This is a genomic window from Streptomyces sp. NBC_00028 (assembly GCF_045041065.1).
Classification (GTDB): domain Bacteria; phylum Actinomycetota; class Actinomycetes; order Streptomycetales; family Streptomycetaceae; genus Streptomyces.
Map to the genome: position 1 here is coordinate 9667995 of NZ_CP108293.1, position 20460 is coordinate 9688454.

16 protein-coding genes and 1 pseudogene are annotated in these 20460 nt (G+C 68.6%); 10 read left to right on the top strand and 7 right to left on the bottom strand.

Translation table 11 applies throughout. The features are described 5' to 3' along the window. Window positions 1-109 precede the first annotated feature (109 nt). Window positions 110-232, top strand: a complete 123-nt coding sequence (locus tag OG885_RS43895) for a hypothetical protein (protein ID WP_405742408.1) — start codon at window positions 110-112, stop codon at window positions 230-232. Between the two features lie 266 nt (window positions 233-498). Here OG885_RS43895 and OG885_RS43900 read toward each other — a convergent pair whose 3' ends face one another. Then, window positions 499-855, bottom strand: a complete 357-nt coding sequence (locus OG885_RS43900; protein WP_399963440.1) for a winged helix-turn-helix transcriptional regulator — start codon at window positions 853-855, stop codon at window positions 499-501. A gap of 140 nt (window positions 856-995) precedes the next feature. On the opposite strand from OG885_RS43900, the gene OG885_RS43905 reads away from it, so the two are divergent. After that, the gene (locus OG885_RS43905) at window positions 996-1847 is read left to right on the top strand and encodes an alpha/beta fold hydrolase (RefSeq protein WP_405742410.1); all 852 of its coding nucleotides are present in this window, start codon (window positions 996-998) and stop codon (window positions 1845-1847) included. 220 nt (window positions 1848-2067) lie between these two features. Then, the gene (locus OG885_RS43910; protein ID WP_405742411.1) at window positions 2068-2829 is read left to right on the top strand and encodes a class I SAM-dependent methyltransferase; all 762 of its coding nucleotides are present in this window, start codon (window positions 2068-2070) and stop codon (window positions 2827-2829) included. Window positions 2830-2879: 50 nt separating this feature from the next. Here OG885_RS43910 and OG885_RS43915 read toward each other — a convergent pair whose 3' ends face one another. The 3 genes from OG885_RS43915 to OG885_RS43925 all read right to left on the bottom strand — a co-directional run bounded on the left by OG885_RS43915 (window position 2880) and on the right by OG885_RS43925 (window position 6225). Next, window positions 2880-3821 (bottom strand): carbohydrate ABC transporter permease, encoded by a 942-nt coding sequence (locus OG885_RS43915; protein ID WP_405742413.1) that lies wholly within the window; start codon window positions 3819-3821, stop codon window positions 2880-2882. A 13-nt stretch (window positions 3822-3834) separates the two neighbouring features. Further along, complete coding sequence (locus tag OG885_RS43920) at window positions 3835-4806, bottom strand: carbohydrate ABC transporter permease (protein ID WP_405742415.1); 972 nt, start codon at window positions 4804-4806, stop codon at window positions 3835-3837. 108 nt (window positions 4807-4914) lie between these two features. Next, complete coding sequence (locus OG885_RS43925) at window positions 4915-6225, bottom strand: ABC transporter substrate-binding protein (protein ID WP_405742417.1); 1311 nt, start codon at window positions 6223-6225, stop codon at window positions 4915-4917. 285 nt (window positions 6226-6510) lie between these two features. Here OG885_RS43925 and OG885_RS43930 point away from each other — a divergent pair, with 285 nt between their 5' ends. Then, complete coding sequence (locus OG885_RS43930) at window positions 6511-7527, top strand: LacI family DNA-binding transcriptional regulator (protein ID WP_405742419.1); 1017 nt, start codon at window positions 6511-6513, stop codon at window positions 7525-7527. A 615-nt stretch (window positions 7528-8142) separates the two neighbouring features. Next, on the top strand, window positions 8143-10797 hold the full coding sequence (locus tag OG885_RS43935; protein ID WP_405742420.1) for an RICIN domain-containing protein: 2655 nt from the start codon (window positions 8143-8145) through the stop codon (window positions 10795-10797). Window positions 10798-11292: 495 nt separating this feature from the next. Here OG885_RS43935 and OG885_RS43940 read toward each other — a convergent pair whose 3' ends face one another. Both OG885_RS43940 and OG885_RS43945 read right to left on the bottom strand, forming a co-directional pair. Next, window positions 11293-11952, bottom strand: coding sequence for a response regulator (locus tag OG885_RS43940; protein WP_405742422.1), 660 nt, complete (start codon window positions 11950-11952; stop codon window positions 11293-11295). After that, complete coding sequence (locus tag OG885_RS43945) at window positions 11949-13133, bottom strand: sensor histidine kinase (RefSeq protein ID WP_405742424.1); 1185 nt, start codon at window positions 13131-13133, stop codon at window positions 11949-11951. The genes OG885_RS43940 and OG885_RS43945 overlap by 4 nt, the downstream gene beginning before the upstream one ends. Window positions 13134-13455: 322 nt before the next feature. On the opposite strand from OG885_RS43945, the gene OG885_RS43950 reads away from it, so the two are divergent. After that, window positions 13456-14055, top strand: a complete 600-nt coding sequence (locus tag OG885_RS43950) for a DUF308 domain-containing protein (RefSeq protein WP_405742426.1) — start codon at window positions 13456-13458, stop codon at window positions 14053-14055. Between the two features lie 143 nt (window positions 14056-14198). Continuing rightward, complete coding sequence (fxsT, locus tag OG885_RS43955; protein ID WP_405742428.1) at window positions 14199-16772, top strand: FxSxx-COOH system tetratricopeptide repeat protein; 2574 nt, start codon at window positions 14199-14201, stop codon at window positions 16770-16772. A gap of 88 nt (window positions 16773-16860) precedes the next feature. Here the strand turns inward: fxsT and OG885_RS43960 are convergent, their stop codons facing one another. Next, window positions 16861-17724, bottom strand: a complete 864-nt coding sequence (locus tag OG885_RS43960) for a helix-turn-helix transcriptional regulator (RefSeq protein ID WP_405742430.1) — start codon at window positions 17722-17724, stop codon at window positions 16861-16863. A 113-nt stretch (window positions 17725-17837) separates the two neighbouring features. Between OG885_RS43960 and OG885_RS43965 the strand changes: the two genes are divergently transcribed. From OG885_RS43965 to OG885_RS43975, 3 genes and pseudogenes are all read left to right on the top strand, one after another. Next, a complete protein-coding gene (locus OG885_RS43965) occupies window positions 17838-18536 on the top strand; it encodes an SDR family NAD(P)-dependent oxidoreductase (protein ID WP_405742432.1) in 699 nt (232 codons plus the stop codon). A gap of 343 nt (window positions 18537-18879) precedes the next feature. Further along, window positions 18880-19078, top strand: a pseudogene (locus OG885_RS43970) (IS5/IS1182 family transposase); the annotation flags it as partial. 287 nt (window positions 19079-19365) lie between these two features. After that, window positions 19366-20130, top strand: a complete 765-nt coding sequence (locus OG885_RS43975; RefSeq protein WP_405742434.1) for a maleylpyruvate isomerase family mycothiol-dependent enzyme — start codon at window positions 19366-19368, stop codon at window positions 20128-20130. Window positions 20131-20460 lie beyond the last annotated feature (330 nt).

The following is a 20460-nucleotide window of genomic DNA, read 5'->3' on the forward strand; positions in this document are numbered from 1 at the left end:
TCGCGTTCTTAGAAGAGACGCGGCTGCCGTGCAACCTGGCCGTTGCAACGGGGGTGTGAGGAGGTGCCGCGTTGAGCGGTACCAGTACCTCGATTGACAGGAGGAGACAGTGCGCAAAGCCGTAATCGGGGTGTTCGTGGCGCTGGCGGTGGTGCTCGCGGTGGCGCCCTTTGCCGACGCCGGTCAGACCGAGACGGTGGCCTGCTGCGGCGGCACGCCGGGCTTCCCGTAAAGGGGGCTTACCAGCTGAGGGTCCGTCGGCTTGCCGGCGGGCCCTCTCATCGCCCGTCTGCACAACCGAAGGCCGTTCCCCTTGCCCGACCCCACGGTCACCCCGTCCCCACCGCTGGGGCGCCCACGAACTGGTCGAGCGCGTGCACAACATGGGCGGCCTCGACACGGCGCTATGGCGTGGGTGTGCGGGGCCGGCTCGACCCCGACAGGCCATTGGGCAAGGCCCTCAACAAGTGGCTGTGGCCTGCGCGTTCGACGGATGACCTAGTTGAGGGGCGACCCGTCGGCGAGCTGATTGTTGCGGTCGATCTCCGGCATGTGCGTTTCGGCCCAGACCCGCAGAGCGGAGAGCGGGACTTCGAGGGACAGGCCGAGCGCCGTGAGCCGGTAGTGGACGGCGGGCGGCACGGTGGGCTCCACACGGCGGGCGACCAGACCGTCGCGAACCAGGCTCTGCAGGGTGACGGAAAGCATCTTCTGCGAGATGCCCGGGATTCGACGCCGCACTTCCGCGAAACGCACCTCGCCCGGAGCCTCCTCGGCCAGCACCTTGACCGCCATCGACGTCCACTTGGTGCCGATGCGGTCCAGCAACTGCCGCGTCGGGCAGTGCGGATCCATCAGATCCCCGCGCTCACCGGGCCTCGACCTGGTCACCTGGGGCTCACCACCTGAAGGGAAAGTGCCGTCTTGGGCGGATCAGGCTAGTTCCCTAGCGTGACCCTGTCACTTTCCGCATCACCCCTTGGGAGAGCCCCGCCATGCCTGAGCTGCGACGCATCCCGGTCAACGGTGTCGAGCTGAACGTCGCCCTCGCCGGGTCGGGCCCGGCTGTCCTGTTGCTGCACGGCTTCCCGCACACCTGGGAGCTGTGGACGGACGTCATCGCCGATCTGGCCGACCGCCACCGGGTCATCGCGCCGGACCTGCGCGGATTCGGCGCGAGCGGCCGGGCCGCCTCGGGGTACGACGCGGGCACCCTGGCCGAGGATGCCGCGGCGCTGCTCGCCGCACTCGACGTCACCTCGGCCGCGGTGGTGGGCATCGACGCCGGTACAGCGCCGGCCTTCCTCCTGGCCCTGCGCCGCCCCGATCTCGTCCGGCGCCTGGTCGTCATGGAGGCCTTGCTGGGCAGACTGCCGGGCGCCGAGGACTTCCTCGCCGACGGGCCGCCGTGGTGGTTCGGCTTCCACTCCGCCGCACCCGGCCTCGCCGAGACCGTGCTGGAGGGACATGAGGCCGCTTACGTCGACTGGTTCCTGCGCACCGGCACGCTCGGCGACGGGGTGCCCCTCGCTGTCCGCGACGCCTTCGTCCGCGCGTACACCGGACGCGAGGCGTTGAGCTGCGCGTTCTCGTACTATCGGGCCCTGCCCGAGAGTGCGGCGCAGATCGAACGGGCAGTCGCCACAGCCCGCCTGACGGTACCGACCATGGCGCTGGGCGCCCAACCTGTCGGTACGGCACTGGAACGCCAGCTCCGTCCGGTCACCGACGATCTCATCGGGCACGTCATCGAGGACTGCGGCCACATCATCCCGCTGCACCGACCGTACGCCCTGCTCACACTGCTACGCCCGTTCCTGGCCGACGAAGACGCGCGAGCGGCATGACCGGGCCCGGCGCACTGCCTTGGGCCCATACAGGGCGGCGGGCAGCACGAGAGGGCTTGATTCCGGCGCTCGGTGGGTCTCTTGGGCGCCCGGGACGTGCACGGCAGTACTTTGAACAGCCCCAGGGTCAGCGGTTCACAGAGCTGCGCCGCATCAATGGGCAGTCTGGCGGCGCAAAAACCCGTTGCTGGAACAACAGCGCCGTCGATCAGATGTCTTCATGACTCATGACGCCCCGGCGGAACATGTGGAGCAGAACCGACGCTTTTGGGATGACGAGGCGGCTGCGTGGCACGGGCCACTGGCCCGTGCTCATTGGGCGCAGGCAGAGCCGTCCTGGGGATTGTGGGCCACCCCTGAGTCGCAAGTTTCCCTGCTGCCCGAAGGCATCGACGGGATGCGGACCATTGATCTGGGCTGCGGTACGGCCTACGTTTCCGCCTGGCTGGCCCGTGCGGGAGCCCATCCGGTCGGGATCGACGTCTCGGAGAGGCAGCTCGCCACCGCTCGAGTGATGCAGGCGGAGTTCGACCTGGACTTTCCCCTTCTCCTGGGCAATGCGGAGAACGTGCCCTTCGAGGACAACACGTTCGGCCTGGCGATCAGCGAGTACGGCGCCTCGCTGTGGTGCGACCCCTACCAGTGGATCCCGGAGGCAGCCCGGATTCTCGTTCCTGGAGGTCGGCTGGTGTTCTCTCGGTACTCGCCGCTGTTCGCGCTGTGTGCGCGTCCCGAGGGGCCGGCGTCCGCCGCTCTGTCCCGCGGCCAGTTCGGCCTGACACGGCTGGACTGGGGGAATCGCATGGAGTTCGTCCTGCCGCACGGTGAAATGATCCGTCTGCTGCGGGCCTGCGACTTCGTCGTAGAGGATCTGATCGAGATTCAGGCACCCCAGTCTGCGCGGGACTACCCGGAGGTTTCCGCCGACTGGGCACAGCAGTGGCCCAGTGAGGAGATCTGGAAAGTGCGGCTGGCAGGCTGACAACTCCGCGGGCGGCGAAGGGCCACGGCAGTTGGGGGTGGACAGGGCGTTCATCCTTTGACGGCTCCCTGCATGATCCCGCCGACGATCTGACGGCCGAAGACGACGAAGAGGGCGAGCAGAGGCAGCGTGCCGAGCAGTGCGCCGGCCATGATCAGCGACTGGTCGCGGACGTAGCCGGCGCTGAGTTGGGTGAGAGCGACGGGCACGGTCGGGTTGGTCATGTCGAGCACGATGAAGGGCCAGAAGAAGTCGTTCCACGCGTGCACGAACGTGATCATGAACAGTACGGCCATGGGGGGCCGGGCGATGGGCAGCACGATGCTCCAGAAGATGCGCAGGGAGTGCGCACCGTCCACCCGTCCGGCCTCGACGAGTTCGTCGGGGAGGGCTTCGGACAGGTACTGCCGCATGAAGAACACGCCGACGGCGCTGACGAGGGTGGGGAAGATGACGGCGGGTAGCTTCTGGCCCCAGCCCAGTTCCGTCATCATCATGAACAGCGGTACGACGCCGAGTTGGGGCGGCACCATCATCGTGCCGATCACGAGCATCAGCAGGATGTTGCGGCCCTTGAAGCGGAGTTTGGCGAACGCGAATCCGGCGAGGGTGGCGAACAGCACCGTGGACAGGGCGATGGCACCCGCCACGATCAGGCTGTTGAGCATGGCCTTGCCCAGCGCGGCGTCCTGCCAGGCCTTGCCGAGGTTCTCCAGGAGGTGGGGTCCGGGCAGGAAGGGCGGAGGCGTCTGGGTGACGCGCGTGTTGTCGGTCGACGCCGCCACCATCGTCCAGTAGAGCGGGAACAGAGAGACCAGCGCCGCGAGCCCCAGCAGGATGTAGGCGACGGGTCCTGCGTGGTGCTGGCGTCCGGCACCTGGGTGGCGGAACAGTTGTCGGCGTCGTGCACCGGACGGGGCGGCCTTGCTGGTCTTTCGCGCGGTCTTGGGGCGTGCGTCCGTCGCCTGGACCGGGATGCTGTCTGTGGTCATGGAGATCTCCCGGTCAGGCCCTGCGCGTGGTGATGCGGTGGACGATGCGTTGGACGACGAACACGAGGATGAGCAGCAGGAACATCGCCCAGGCGACCGTTGCGGCGCGGCCCATCTGGTAGTTCTTCCAGCCCTCCTCGTAGAGCAGCAGGCCCAGCGTCTGGTACTGGTTGTCCGCTCCTCCGGTGATGCCGTTCGGGCCTTGGCCGAAGATCAGGGGTTCGCCGAAGAGCTGTGTGGCGCCGATCGTGGACAGGACGATGGTGAACACGATGGTGGAGCGGATGCCGGGGACGGTGACCTTGAGGAACTGCTGCCACCGCGAGGCACCGTCGATGGCCGCGGCTTCATACCGGTCGCGTGGGATCGCCTGCATCGCCGCGAGGTAGAGGAGGGCGTTGTAGCCGGTCCAGCGCCAGATGACGATGGAGGAAATCGCCGTCTGCGCGGCCCACTTGTTGTTCTCCCAGTCGATGTTGTCGACACCGAACAGGCTCAGTACCCAGTTGATCATGCCGAAGTCGCGCTCGAAGAGCATCGTGAACACGAGGGCGGCGGCACCGACCGAGGTGGCGTACGGGGTCAGGGCGGCGACGCGGAAGAACGTCGAGCCGCGTAGCCGGTAGTTGAGCAGGTGCGCCAGTCCGAGCGCCATCAGCAGCTGTGGCACGGTCGACAGGACGCCGATGGTGAAGGTGTTGAGCAGCGCGTTCCAGAATCGGTCGTCGTCCCACAGTGCCGTGTAGTTGTCGAAGCCGACCCACTCCATGAGGTTCAGGGTCGACAGTTCGACGCGGTGCAGCGAGATCCACGAGGTGTAGATGAGCGGATAGAAGCTGAAGGCGGCGAAGACGATGAAGAACGGGGCGACGAAGGCGTACGGGGCACCGCGGACGTCGAGGCGGTGCAGCAGTGTGCGTCGCCGCTGACGCTCCGCGCCGATGCCGGGCGCGGTGTCTGGGGCTGTCGAGGTGGGGATGGCCACCGGAAGGCGTCCTTCCTGGACGGGTGGTGAGGCGGGCAGGGGCCCGGCGGCCCACACGGGCCGTGCGTGGGGCACCGGGCGAGGGAGGAGGCGGGCAACGGCCCTGGGTCAGCCGGCGGCCTTCTCGATGCGCTCGTCAGTGGTCTTCCACGCCTCGTTCGGGCTCTTGTTCTGGGCCTCGATCAGGGTCAGGCCCTGCGAGAAGATGTCCTTGATGGTGCCGTCCTTGCGGCCGAGCACCTGCTCGTCGGGGATTTCCTGGGCTGCGGCTCCGAAGATCTTCCCGATGGGGGCGCCGCTGAAGTAGTCCGACTTGGCGTTGACGACTTCGGGCATCTCCAACGCGGTCTGTGACGAGGGGAAGTTGCCGATCTTCTCGAAGAGGTAGGCCTGCTGTTCGGGGGCGGTGAGCCAGGCGACCAGCTCCTGTGCCTCCTTCTTGACGGGGCTCTTCTCCATCACGCCCAGGAAGGATCCGCCCCAGTTGGCGCCCTTGGGTGCCTTGGCGACGTCCCACTTGCCCTTGTTCTTCGGTCCCGCCTTCTCGCTGATGTGGGCGAGCATCCACGCCGGGCAGACGGTGCTGGCGAAGGTGCTGTTGGCCAGACCGGGGTCCCAACCGGGCTGGAACTGGCGGAGTTTGGCGGTCAGATCGGACGTGGCCGCTTCGGAGGCGAGTTTCCAGGCGTCGGTCACGACGGGGTTGGTGGCGTAGATCAGCTCGCCCTGCTTGTCGTAGAACTGCTGGGAGTTGCCGTAGATCATGGCGTTGAACAGGCCGCTGGAGCTGTCCATGAAGGCGACCTTGTCGTCCTTCGAGTTCTGCTTGAACCGTTTGCCCGCGTCGACGTACTTCGACCAGTCGCCCTCCCACAGCTTGGCGACCTTGTCGCGGTCCGTGGGCAGGCCTGCCTGTTCGAAGAGGTCCTTGCGGTAGCAGACCGCCATCGGGCCGATGTCGGTGCCGAGGCCGATGACCTTCTTGTCCGCGGTGGTGACCTGGCTCTGTTTCCACGGCAGGAAGTGGTCCGTGCCGGCCACGCCGGCCAGGTCGACGAACTTGTCCTTCTGGGTGTCGGAGAGTTCCTTGGCCCGACCAATTTCTATGCCCTGGATGTCCTTGAGTCCGCTGCCCGCGGCCAGGTGGGTCTGCAGGGCGGTGTAGTAGGTCTGCTCGTCGCCCGCGACGTCCGCCTTGATGACGACGTTCGGGTGTTCCTTCATGTACTTGTCGAGGAGGCCGGTCTCCTTGAAGCCCATGACGCCGAAGAGCCCCATGGTGATGGTGACCTTGCCGTCCTTCTTCCCGCCGCCGGTTCCGCCGTCGCTGCCTCCGCAGCCCACGACCAGTCCGAGTGCCGACGCCACCGACACGGCGGTCACGACTTTCGTACGCAACTTCCTTCGGAACTTGTTCATTTCGTCCTCCAAGCGGCGGCGTTGACGCACCGGAGTGCGAGCCCTCACGGCTTCGCTCCGTTGGTGCGATTTGTCCGGTGGGTACGTTCCCAATTAGCGGTGGGAACGTGCCCACCCGGGAGTCCGCAGCCTGGCCGCCACGCAAGGCGTCTGTCAAGAAGTTGAATCCACTTCGTTGCCGACAGATGTCGCGCGCCCGCGCCCGGGCCCTGCGGGCGCTCTCTCCAGGTCTGGCACAATGCGCAGGTGAAAGCCGTCTGGGCATCGCCGAGCGAGGGAGGCGTCATGGGGGACAGGCAACGCCCGACCATCATCACCGTGGCCGCGCGCGCCGGTGTCGGACGCACCACGGTTTCACGAGTCATCAACGGTTCCGAACTCGTGAGCGACAAGGCGAGGGCGGCGGTCCTCGCGGCCATCGCGGAGTTGAACTATGTCCCGAACTCCGTTGCCCGGGGGCTGAAGACGAGCAGGACGAACTCCGTCGCCCTGGTGATCCCGGAGTCGGAGAGCAGGCTGGGTTCGGAGCCCTACTTCTCGGCAGTCATCCGTGGTGTCAGCACGGCTCTCGCGGAGACCCGCACGCAGCTCCAACTGGTGCTTGTCCGCGACCAGGCCGAGCGGGACCAGCTCACCGAGTCGGTTGCCGAACGGCGGGTCGACGGGGTGCTCCTGGTCTCGGTGCACGAGCATGACCCGCTCCCCGGGCTGCTGGAGGACATGGGACTGCCCACGGTGCTCGCCGGACGCCGTTCCTCCGACGAGTCACTCAGCCATGTGCACTCCGACAACGCCGGCGGGGCCGCGGCGGCCGTCAACCACCTCCTCGCGCGGGGGCGGCGTACCGTCGCCACCATCAGCGGACCGCTCGACATGGACGTAGCCCGCAGCAGGCTCCAGGGCTGGCGCGAGGCCCTCGAGAACGCGGGTCACAAGGCCGCGGACCGACTCGTGACCTCGGCCGACTTCACCGAGGAGGGCGGCGAGACGGCCATGCGTTCACTCCTTGAACGGGCCCCCGAGCTCGATGCCGTGTTCGTCGCCTCGGACGTCATGGCGGCGGGAGCTCTGGCAGAGCTGCGCAGGCAGGGGAGGGAGGTCCCCGACGACGTGGCTGTGGTCGGATTCGACGACTCCACCATCGCCCGGCACACCAACCCGCCCCTCAGCACCGTGCGCCAGCCCGTCGAGGAGATCGGCAGCATGATCGCCCACATCCTCCTGGAGGAGATCGACGATCCTGACAAGCCGCGCCGGCGAGTCACGCTTCCCACCGAGCTGGTCGTTCGCGAGTCGTCATGAGGCCTTGTACGTCGTGGTGGTGAAGTCCTTCAGCGCGAGCCCCCCGTTGGCCGGCTGAGTCGGCGGTCGGTTGAGCTCCACCGGTACGTCGACGGAAGAGAGCACCAATCGGACGCGCCGCGCCGCCTGACGTCCAGGCACGGCCCGGATTCCAACGGCTACGACGCCCGCCGCCCGACACATCGAGACACCCGTGGGATGCGACGCCTCGCACGGCGCTCGTGGTCGGCCGCCTGAGCCGGCGTGACGACGAGCATTGCCGCCGACGAGGCCATGACCGCAACGGGGACCGTGAACCCCGAATGCGGATCGGAATATCGAGGAGTGACACCTCCGGACACCTCCGGACACCTCCGGACACCTCCGGACACCTCCGGACACCTCCGGACACCTCCGGACACCTCCGGACACCTCCGGACACCTCCGGACACCTCCGGACACCTCCGGACACCTCCGGACTTCCAAACGCCCTGGCGCGCCGGGGATCTGATGGAAAAAATTCCGGGCTCGCGGCAACCCTGTGCATGGCCTGTGACGACAAGGAAGCGGATCCGGCCCGTCCCGGGGCCCGGATCCGCTGATCTCGTGAACGGCCTGCAAGGAGAACAAACCTTCATGAACAACCCCGCGAACGGTGGGCGCCGCGGACGTCACCGCCGCCGCTGGACCGCTACCGGTCTGCTGCTCGGCGTGCCCGCTGTCCTCGTGCCGTATCTCCTCTACGCGCAGGAGGACTCGCAGGCCGCGACGGTCGACGGCACCGCCTACTACCGGCTGGCCTCCGTTCGCAGCGGCAAGGTGCTGGACGTCAACGGGTACTCCACCGCCGACGGCACCCGTATCCAGCAGTGGACCGATCAGAACAGCGCCAACCAGCAGTGGAGGCTGAAGCCCGCGGGGGACGGCTACTACGAGCTGGTGAACCGCAATAGCGGCAAGGTGCTGGGCATAGCGGGCGATTCGACCGCGCAAGGGGCCGCCGCGGAGCAGCAGACCGACAGTTCCGCCACCTCGCAGGAGTGGAAGATCGAGGAGGTGAGCGGTTCAGACGCCGTCACCTTCGTCTCGCGCAGGAGCGGGCAGGTCCTGGAGGTTTCCGGCGGCTCCAGGGCCGAGGGTGCGGCCGTCGTCCAGCATCCCGGCAAGGGCGGCACCAACCAGCAGTGGAGGCTGGTCAAGTCGGCCGAGACCCGGGCGGCCGGGGCCGGTGTTACGCAGACCACGGCTGTGTCCGGACCGTATATGTGGAAGAACGCCCAGGTGGTGGGCGGCGGTTACGTCACGGGGCTGGTGTTCAACCCGCGCGAGAAGGGCCTGCTGTACGCGCGCACCGACATGGGCGGCGCCTACCGCTGGGACAGCGCGGCCGAGCAGTGGATCCCGCTGACCGACTGGATCGGCGAGAAGGACTGGAACCTGCTGGGCATCGACTCACTGGCCACTGATCCGGTCGATCCCAAGCGGCTCTACCTCGGGGCGGGCACCTACACCAACGACTGGGCAGGCGAAGGCGCGATCCTGCGCTCCACCGACCGGGGCCGCACCTTCAAGCGCGTCGACCTGCCGTTCAAGCTGGGTGCCAACGAGGACGGCCGCGGGGCGGGCGAACGGCTCGTGATCGACCCCGCCCACCACGGCACCCTGCTGCTGGGCACCCGCAAGAACGGACTGTGGCGCAGCACCGACTACGGCGTGACATGGCGTCAGGTCTCCTCGTTCCCCGTCAAGGACGGGGCGAGCAGCGGCGGAGGCATCTCCTTCGTGACGTACGGCCCGGCCGGAACCAGGACGGTCTACGTCGGTGTCGCCGACAAGTCCACCTCCCTGTACCGCTCCACCGACGGCGGCAGCACCTGGCAGGCGGTCCCCGGGCAGCCCACCGGCCAGCTGCCGCAGCACGGCGTGGTCTCCGGTGACGGCTCGCTGTACCTGACGTACACCGACACCCTTGGACCCAACGGCGTGACCGCAGGTTCGGTGCGGAAGTACACGCCGGAGGGCGGTGCGTGGAAGAACATTTCCCCGTCCAGCGGCAGTTACGGGTTCTCCGGCCTGGCCGTCGACCCGCGCAAGCCGTCCACGGTGATGGTCACCACCCTCGACCGCTGGTGGCCCGAGGACGAGATCTACCGCAGCACCAATGGCGGTACGACGTGGAAGGCACTGGCCGACAAGTCGGTGCGGGACGCTTCCGCGGCTCCGTACGTCGGTACCGGCGTCGGGCACTGGATGACCGCCCTGGCCATCGATCCGTTCAACTCCGGGCATGTGCTGTACGGCACCGGCAACGGCATCTGGCGCAGCAAGGACGCGGGCGCCACCGACAGCGGCGGCACCAGCCATTGGACCGCCGGCGCCCGAGGGCTGGAGGAGACCGCGCTGATGGACGCGATCGCCCCGCCCGGCGGCGCCACCGTTGTCACCGCCATGGGTGACCAGGGCGGTTTCCGCCATGGCTCGCTGACCAAGGTGCCCGGCGGGCGGCTGAAGAATCCGCAGATGAGCAACAGCACCGATATCGACTTCGCCCAGTCCAAGCCCTCGGTGATGGTCCGTGTCGGCCGTGGCGGGACGCAGGACGGCGCGTACTCCACCGACGGTGGCAGCAGTTGGAAGGGCTTCCCGGCGGAGCCGGTGGCCGGCGCCCAGGACGGCCATGTCGCGCTCTCGGCGGACGGCGCCGCCATCGTCTGGACCCAGGCGGGTGAGGCCCCGTACCGCTCGACCGACAAGGGGGCGAACTGGTCGCGGGTCGGCGGCCTGGGCTCCGGTGCCGTGGTCGTCGCCGACCGCTCCTCGGCCAGGACCTTCTACTCCCTGTTCGACGGCAGGCTCTTCGCGAGCACCGACGGCGGTGCGACCTTCTCCGCCCGGGCCGGAAACCTGCCTTCCGGTCGGCTCGTGGCGGTGCCCGGTGTTGCCGGGGACCTGTGGATCGCCGGCGGTGCCAAGGGGGTGCTGCACTCCACCGACGGCGGCCGCACCTTCACCACGCTCCGCTCGGTGCAGTCCGCCTCGGCCCTCGGCTTCGGCAAGGCCAAACCGGGCACCTCCTACCAGGCCCTCTACCTGATCGGCACGGTCAAGGACGTCGCAGGCGTCTTCCGCTCCACCGACAAGGGCGCCACCTGGCTCCGCGTCAACGACAACGCCCACCAGTGGGGCAGCATCGGCGGCGGCGGCGTCATCACCGGCGACCCCGACACCTACGGGCGTGTCTACGTCGGCACCAACGGACGCGGCCTGCAGTACGGCGACCCGTCGTCCTGACCCCAGCGTCGGAGCGGGGCCGCAGGCCGAAGCGCCTGCGGCCCTGCGCTTGGCACCTCCCGGACCCTGGGGATTCTGGGGGCAGGTGGCTCTCCGCACGGTCGTTGACGACCCGCTTTGTCCCAGGTACTGACGCAGTCCTGTCTCAGGCGGCTCGGCGCGGGCGCCCCGGACCGGGGCGCGGCGGAGTCATCGCAGCGGCGCTCCCCAGCGGACCTGTTCGCGCATGCGGCTCCGACGAGTTTTCCTCCCGCGTTGAGTGGGAGCGCCTCGGTGACGATGACGGCGTACTGACAGTGGGCGATGACGGCGCTGAGGTCCACGTCGCACCGCCTCGAATGGCCGTCTCCCACACCGACTCCCCGTACCTCATCTGACCGGGACACGAGGCATGGAGCCGGGCTGGATCGGCAGAGCCCCTGTCACAGGTGGCCGCCTGCGAGCTCGGTCAAGCCCTGCAAGCGGCCACCTGTTTCGGGGAACGGCTCGGCAGGTTCACGGGTAGAGGCCGGCCCGGAAGGTGAAGGAGACCAGTTGGGCTCGGTCGCGGGCGCCGACTTTCGTCATGGCTCGGACCGCATGTGTCTTCACGGTGAACGGTGACACGGACATCTGGGCCGCGATCTCGTCGTTGCCGAGACCGCTTGCGACCAGGACGACCACGTCCCGCTCCCTGGGGGTCAGGGCGCTGAAGCGGCCCAGAAGCTCCTTGTCGATCAGCGGGGGCGGACTGTCGGTCATGTGACCGATGAGCGCGGCCGTCGCGGCGGCCGACAGCGCACCGCCACCGCCCACGACCTCGGTGATTCCGGCGACGAGTTCAGCAGGGCTCACGGTCTTGCTCAGGAAGCCGTTGGCGCCCGCGCGCAGGGCGGCGAGGACGATGTCGTCCTGGTCGAAGGTGGTGAGCACGATCACCCGCGTCTTCTCGGGTGGATGCTCTGCGCGGATCCGGCGGGTGGCTTCGACACCGTCGATGCCGGGCATCCGGATGTCCATCAGCACCAGGTCGACGGGGTGGTCCCGGAGGAAGGGGACGACCTGGAGTCCGTCGGAGAGATCCGCCGCGACGACGAGACTCGGGTCGAGTCGAAGCATCGCTCGGATCCCGGCCCTGATCTCGGCCTGGTCGTCGACGATGAGGATCCGTGTCATCGGACGACCTCTCCCAGCGGGCTGAACTCCGCGTGGACCCGGAATCGCCCGTCGTGACTGTCGATCGTCAGTCGCCCGCTGGAGGACTCGACGCGTTCGCGCATCCCCACGAGTCCGAGTCCGCTGCCCGGGTCGGAGCCGTGGGGTGAGTGACCGACGCGGTTCTCCACAGTGACGCGGATCCGGCCGTCGTGCTCGCGCACATCCACCGTTGCCGTCCCCTCTCCATGCCGGTAGGCATTCGTGAGCGCTTCCTGAACGACCCGGTAGACCGCCACGCCGACGCTCGGCTCCACGAAGCCGGCCGGGATGTCGATGGAGGGCCGGACATCGAGGCCGATGCTTTCGAAGGAGGCGATGAGTCCTTCCAGGCCGCTCAGCGCCGGGGTCGGCCGGAGCGCCTCGCTGCCGGAGACGTCGTCCCCGAGGCGGAGGAGCGCGAGGATGCGTTGCGTCTCGACGACGACGGTACGGGCGCTGGACCTGGCCGAGACGAGGGCCTGCCGGGAGGACTCGGCGTCCTCGGGCAACCCGATCTCCGCCGCACCGAGGTGCATGCTCAGCATCGCGACCTGGTGGCCGATGACGTCATGGAGGTCCCGGGCGATACGGAGACGTTCCTCCGTCACTCGTCGGGTCGCTTCGATCTCACGGGTGGCGATGGCGATCTCGGCCCGTTCCTCCAGGGTCCACCAGTGCTCCCGATGGATACGGAGCGCGGCCCCCGTCGCACCTCCCGCCATGGCCGAGAAGAGGGCCGCGGCTCCCACGACCGCACCGCCACGGAATCCTCCCACCGTCATGAACGCCCCCAGGAAGAACGCCGCCACGATGCCGGTCCCGGCCAGCGGCTGCTTTCCCCTGAGGGTGACCGAGAACAGCACGAGCACCGCCATCATCCACACCGACAGGGGGTCGTCACCCACCGCTGTGACGGCGAAGGACGCCGCACTCGTCACGACCAGTCCTGCCCACGGCTTCCACCACGAGAGGGCGACGCCACCGCCGGCGAGGAGCACGGACAGGGCCGTCGGCCAGTCCGACCCCCTCACCGCCGCCGCCACGATCTGCCCGGTGAACACCAGCCCTGCCACCGAATAGGCGACCCGGTGCAGTACCTCGGGGTGGCGGACCCACAGCGGTGCGGCCGGTCCGTCCTGACTGTTGTGCGCCTTGGCCATGACCCGATTCTCGTTCACGTGTGCGGCGGCCGTGTACTTCAAACGATGTAGTCGACCAACGATGTAGACGACCAACGAGGTGGACGACCAACGAGGTGGACGACCAACGAGGTGGACGACCAACGATGTGGACGACCAACGATGTGGACGACGAACGATGTGGACGACCGAGCCGCTTCGGTCGATGGAGACGGCAGAACCCATTGCGTCGAAAGTGGACGGCAGAAGTACTTCGTTCGAAGTACGCGGCCCCTCCCGAGGCCGCTGAGACTCCTCATCGAGGCGACCGTCTCACACCGTCACGATCACAACGGGACACCCGATGACGCAGACCACCGTAACTTCGACCACTTCGGCCACGGCCACGACGACGTCCTCCGGGCTCCGATCGCTCCACCTGGTCCGAGTCGCCTTCTCCCTGATCTGGGTGGCACTTGTCCTCGCGACCTCCGCCTCGCTCGTGTCGACGGACGAGCCCACAGTGATCGCGGCCGTGCTGCTCGTCGTCTACCCCCTCTGGGACGCCATCGCCACGCTCATCGAGCGCAGCCTGACCGGTACCGGCTCCACGAACAGCGTCAGCACCACCAACATGGTGCTCGGCCTCGCCGCAACAGCCGGGATGATCGTCGCCGTCTTCTCCACCGTCGGGACGGCGCTTCTCGTGTTCGGCGTCTGGGCCCTCCTCTCCGGAGCCATCCAGCTCGTCGTGGCGATCCGGCGCCGGCGCACCGTCGGCGCCCAGTGGCCCATGGCCATCAGCGGTGGACAGTCCGTCATCGCCGGTGCCACCATCGCCGCCACGTCCGCCTCGGCGACGAGCAACCTGTCCACCGTGGCCGGATACTCGGCGTTCGGCGCCTTCTGGTTCCTCGTCTCCGTTATCGCCCTGAGCCTCCGCAGCCGACGCGAGAAGCGTTGACCACCGCCGCCGGAACCACCGCCTCTCCCGCAGCCGCAGCGTCTTTCATTCGTCTTTGGACGGATGGTGGTGAACAGGGGCGGGGCAAGGTCCACTGCTTCTAGGCTGGTTGAAGAAGTACATCAGCACGGTGCGGGGGCGCGATGACGGGCACGGAGGCGTCTGACGGTTCGTCGGATCAGCGCTGGTTCGTCAGTCATGCGGGGGCTGATCGGGCGTGGGCGGAGTGGATCGCCTGGCAGCTCCTCGACGCGGGACTGCAGGTGGAGCTGGACTGCTGGGACTGGCGTGCGGGCGACAACTTCGTGCTGAAGATGAACGCCGCCCTCGAGCAGGGCCGCTTCCTGGCGCTGTTCTCCCCGGCGTATTTCGAGCCGGAGCGCTTCACCAGGCCGGAGTGGACGGCGATGGTGGCCATGTGGGAGAAGATCACCCCTGTGCGGGTGTGCGACGTTGAAGCTCCGCCGCTCTTGCGTGCGTTGATTTCCCGGGATCTGTTCGGCATCGGGCAGGCTGAGGCGCGTCGGGTGCTGCTGGAGGTGGTCAGCGGTCCGTCCCGGCCGGATACCGAGCCGCCCTTCCCCGGCTCCGGTGGGGTGCCGCGGCAGCTGGGCGGCAGCGGTCCACGCTTGCCGGGCACTCTGCCGAGGGTGTGGAACGTGCCGGCCCGCAACGCGTCCTTCACCGGCCGCGACACCCTCCTCGTCGAGCTGCGCCAAGCCCTGGTGACGAACAACCGGGTGGCGGTACAGGCATTGCACGGCCGGGGCGGGGTGGGCAAGACCCAGTTGTCGATCGAGTACGCCTACCGGTTCGCGGGCGAGTATGAGCTGGCCTGGTGGATCGCCGCGCAGGACCCGGCGCTGATCCCCGACCAGCTCGCCGCCCTTGCCGGCCGGATCGGGGCCGCACCGGCCGGCACGCCGACGGGGGAGGCCGTGCAACTGCTCCTGGAAGAGTTGCGGACGCGTTCACGATGGCTGCTGGTCTTCGACAACGCAGAAGACCCTGAATCTCTGACCGGTTTCCTGCCCGGCGGCACTGGACATGTGGTGATCACCTCCCGGAACCCGCACTGGCAGGTGTGCGCCACCCCGTTGAGCGTGGATGTCTTCTCCCGCACCGAGTCACGCGCCCTGCTGGGCACGCACCACCACGTCCTCAATGATGCGGACGCCGACGACCTCGCCCGAGCCCTGGACGATCTCCCCCTCGCGCTCGCGCAGGCCGGCTCGCTCCTCAGCGGTGGCCTGTCGGCTGCGGACCTGAGGGGTGAATTGGCCGCGAACACTGCGGCGGTGCTGGCCGAGGGCCGCCCCGCGGGGTATCCAGTGTCGCTTGCCGCGCAGGTCCGTCTGACCGGCGACCGTCTGGCGGCCGAGCATCCAGGCGCACTGGCCTTGCTGTCGGCGCTGTCCCTGCTGGCCCCTGAGCCCTTTCCCGTCACGGTCTGCGCCGACCGACTGCCCGACCAGGCCTCCGCACCGCTGACGCAGAGCCTCACGTCTCGGCTGGCGGCCGGTCCGGTGTTGCGGGCGATCGGCCGGCACAGTCTGGCCCGGGTGCAGGACGGCAGCGTGCAGGTGCACCGGCTGACCCAGACCGTGCTGGCCGACCAGCTCACCGGCGACCAGCAACGCCAAGCCGCTCAGGATGCCGAGTCGCTCCTGTCAGCAGCCCACCCCGGTGACGTCAGGCAGCCCGCGACGTGGCCCGGGTGGCGGCAGCTGCTGCCCCATCTCCTCGCCGTTGACCCCGCCTTGATCAAAACCGATCAGGGGCGGAACGTGGTGCGCGACGCCTGCTGGTATCTGATGGATCGCGGCCAAGCCGGCCCCGCCCGGGAACGTCTGGAAGAGCTGTACGACACCTGGTCACGGCAGTCGGGTCCGGATGACGAAGGCAGCCTGTGGACCGCGAATGCCCTGGCGCGCGCCTACAACGACACCCAGGATCACGAGCGGGCGCGCGCTTTGGAGGCGGACACCCTCGAGCGGCGTCGCCGACTCCTTGGGGAAGACCACCCCGACACCCTGGCCTCGGCCTCGAACCTGGCCAACCATCTGTCGGCGGTGGGCCGGGTGGAGGAAGCGCTCGCTCTGGGTGAGGAGATGCTGGTCCGGCGCCGCAGACTCCTTGGAGAAGACCACCCCGACACCTTGTTCACGGCGTCGAACGTGGCCATCCATCTGGCTGCGGTGGGTCGGGTGGAGGAGGCCGTGGCTCTGGACGAGGAGGCCCTGGACCGGCGGCGACGCGTGTTGGGTGAGGAGCATCCCGAAACCCTGTTTGCGGCGTCGAGCCTGGCTGTCCATCTGGCGGATCTGGGCCGGGTGGAGGAGGCGGTCGCTCTGGGGGAGGAGACACTCGTCCGGCGGCGGCGTGTGTTGGGTGAGGAGCATCCCGACACCTTGTTCACGGCCTCGAGCCTCGCCATCCATCTGGCGGAGGTGGGGCGGGTGGAGGAAGCGCTGGCTCTGAGCGAGGGGACACTGTTCCGACGCCGCGAGCTCCTTGGAGACGATCACCCCGACACTCTGGTCACTGCGTTGAGCCTGGCCCTCCATTTGGCGGAGGTGGGTCGGGTGGAGGAGGCGCTCGCTCTGGGCGGAGAGACGCTGGGGCGGCAGCGGCGGGTGTTGGGTGAGGAACATCCCGACATCGCGCAGTCCGTTGAGGTGCTGCAGTGGGTGAAAGGGCTGCAAGCCGAAGAGTGAGCATCCCAGGCGAGTACTTGTACGCCCGGCAAGAAGGGCCACAGCTGTCAGCGGAGCGTCTTCCCCCCCACACATCTGCGAGCGCGGATCAGATGGGGGCGTTCGTGGGCTGGCCGGCGACGGCGGTGAGCCGCAGCTTGGTCTCGTCCTCGCTGCCCCGCAGGGCGGTCATGATCACGATTTTGAGATCGAAGTCGCCGTCGGTCAGGACGTCGCAGTCCACGGTGACTGGGCCTACTGCAGGATGGTTGATCGTCTTCTGGTCTTCGCGGTGTGCGGCTACGCCGCCGGTCGCCCACAGCCGGGCGAACCTCGTGTTGGCGCTCAGCTCACGGATCAGCGTGGCGAGGCGTTCGTCCTGGGGGTAGCGGCCGGTGGCGCGGCGCAGGTCGCAGACGACGGCGGCATCGGTGGCCTCCCGGTCCGCCTCGGTCACGGGCCATCGTGCGAGGTGGGTGGGTCCGTCGTCCAGGGGGAACCTGTCGCGGGCGAAGTTGCGCAGTCGCGGTGGTGAGGCGGAGGGGTCGCCCACGAGGCCGGCCCATCCGTGGTTCCACCACACCAGCTGCCAGTCCGCCGCGAAGACGGCGACCGCGACGTCCCCGAGCCGAGTGAGGACCCGTTGCACGCCGGGTGTCAGGTGGTCGGATATCGTGCCGTTCGCCGGAGGGGCGAGGCGCGCCAGACGGTACAGGTGGTCGCGTTCAGCCGTGGACAGCTGGAGAGCGCGTGCCAGGGATGCCACCACCGCAGCCGAGGGGGTCGTGGCCCGACCCTGTTCCAGACGCACGATGTAGTCGACCGACGCCCCTGCCAGGTCGGCCAGTTCCTCACGCCGCAGCCCGAGCGCACGGCGTCCGTGGGCCACCGGCAGCGCGGCGGCCGACGGAGGCAGCCGGTTGCGCCATGTGCGGATCATCGCAGCCAGTCCGGTCCCAGAGCTTGTCGGCATGATCCCATTCTCCCGCGCCGCGGGCCGCGGGTCAGGGTGCCAGGGTGGTACGGCTCTTCCTACCGTCGAGGCGTCCCTGTTGCCCCTGCCTCATGAAAAGCATCATCGAAGGCATGACGATCACCTTCATCACCGGAGCGAACAAGGGGCTCGGCCGCGAGACCGCCCGCCGCCTGATCGAGGCGGGCCACACCGTCCTCCTCGGCGCCCGTGACCGTACGCAGGGCGAGGAAGCCGCCGCCGCGCTCGGCGCCCGTTATGTCCCCATCGACGTCACCGACGACACGTCTGTGACCGCTGCGGCCGCGGACGTCGCCGCACACGAGGGCAGGATCGATGTCCTGATCAACAACGCCGGCGTCCACGGACCCGCCGGCGACCCCAGCGACCTCACCGCCGCCGACGCCCACGCCGTCCTCGACGTCAACCTCATCGGTGTCATCCGCACCACCACCGCCTTCCTGCCGCTACTGCGCCGCTCGGACGATCCCGCGATCGTCAACGTCAGCAGCGGCATGGGCTCCCTCGCCTTCACCCACGACCCCTCCCGACCCGAGTCGCATGTCATAGCTCCCCTGTACACCGCCTCGAAGGCGGCACTGACGATGCTGACCACCCAGTACGCCAAGTCACTCAAGGACATCCGCATCAACGCCGCCGACCCCGGCTACACCGCGACCGACCTCAACGGCCACAGCGGTCCCCAGACCGTCACCGAAGGCACGGACGCGATCGTCACCCTCGCCACCGAAGGACCCGGTGCCGGCACCGGACGCTTCCTCTCCCGCCACGGCGACATCGCCTGGTCGTGAACACCCGCAGCCCAGTGCGATCCGCCCACGTCCCACTGGCCCGCACAGACCGCGACTGGATCTTCCCCGCGCTCATTGCAGAACCAGGCCCGAGATCGGCCCATCGGTGGGTGGCCAGTGCTGCAATTCCTGATGAGCGGCCGAGTCGTCGTGGGCCCCGGGTAGCCACTCTGAAGCCTCCCGTGCGGCAGACGACCGCCAGACCCGAGCACCCGTGAACTGACCGGATTCAGAGCGATCGGCATCAGGTGCCGGCGAGGTTGGCCCAGGCGGCAGCACGGGCACGGACCCACGTGATCATGGTGTCCACGCTCAGTGATCGCGAAGGACAGCCACGCCCGCGCTGCCGTCCTGCCTGCTCGAACCCCTCTGGAACCAGTTCACCGAACTCCTACCCACACGGCCGGAGCGCCGTGGGGCACCCGCACCGCCGCCACCGCCGCAGAATCCCGGACGGGACCGTGTTCCAGCACCTGGTGCTCGCGCTGATCCACGGCTCGGGTTACGAGCACCTGTCCAGTCCCGCATGCTCCGACCGAAGCTGACTCCTGCCGGAGGATGTGCACGTTAACCTCGACCGGGGCTGCAACGACAAGTCCGCCCTCCGCTCCCGGAGTTGGGCTTCACCGCTGAGAGGAACGGCGCGGTCGGCGAGTTCTACCTCCCCCTCGCCGCGACTCGCGTTACGTTCCGCATGCTCATCCGACGCCCGACGCCCGACGCCCGACGCCCGACGCCCGACGCCCGACGCCCGACGCCCCAACTGATCCATCTGCTGGTCGTTCTTAATCGAGTGCGAGAGCGCCGATACGGGTGATACAAGGTCCGCGTGACTGATCATCTCTACTTCCCCACCCTGTTGCGGATGATTGACGAGCGTTCCGCCGCGTTCCGCGCCGCCGTCGCCGCGGCCCCCAGCCTCGACGCCGACGTCCCTTCCTGCCCAGGCTGGACGCTGTACGACCTGGCGAACCACCTCAGCGAGGGGGACCGCTTCTGGGCCCACATCGTGCTGAACACCGCGCCGGGCGACGAGCGGCCGAGCAAGGACGGCCTGACGGCGCCCAGGGAGCGCGAGGCCCTCATAACCTGGCTGGCCGACTCGACGGAGCAGCTGCTCACCGCTCTGCGCGTGGCTGGCCCGGACCGGGGCTGCTGGGCCTGGTGGGAGCCGCTGGCCTCGCCGCACACGGTGGCCGCCGTGGCCCGCCGCCGCGTCCCGGAATCGCTGATCCACACCTACGACGCCCAGCTGGCCTCCGGTACCCCGCAGGAGCTGCCGGCGACCGAGGCGGCGGACGCCATCGAGGAGTTCCTCGCCACCGTCTGCACCGGCACAGTCCCGTGGCCGGGCGAGCCCGCCGCCATGGACTACCACGCAGCCGAGGCCGGCTCCTGGCGCCAGACAGTGGACGCCGCCGGTTCCCGCTTCACCCGCCTCACCGCTGCGGAGGCCGCCGAGAGCAAGCCCACCGCCGCCATCTACGGAACGGCAAGCGAGATGGCCCTGCTCATGTACATGCGCATCCCGGCCAGCTCGCTGCGGATCGAGGGCGACGCCGACCTGCTCCAGCAGCTGCAGGACTGGGGATGAGACCGACCGGCAGATGGATCACTTGAGGCGTCGGGTGGTGGAGGTGCAAGTTCGCGGCGCGTAGCCGGAGTTGTGGATCAGCGCGAGCACGGTGTACTCGAAGACGGCCCGGTCCGGAACCCGTCGCCCTGGCAGCCCAGCGGTTCCGCACCGCAGCAGAGTGCCGAAGTCGTCCCACAGTGGTTGCGAAGGGGCATGCTGGGACCGCAGACGTGAGCCCTCGGGGCGGGCGGTGATCACCGAGCGCCAGGAACCCCATGATCACTCAGGCTCGTGCCTGCCTCGGGTTCGGGCCCGCCTGGGCCGCCCGACCCACCATTTGCGGATCGG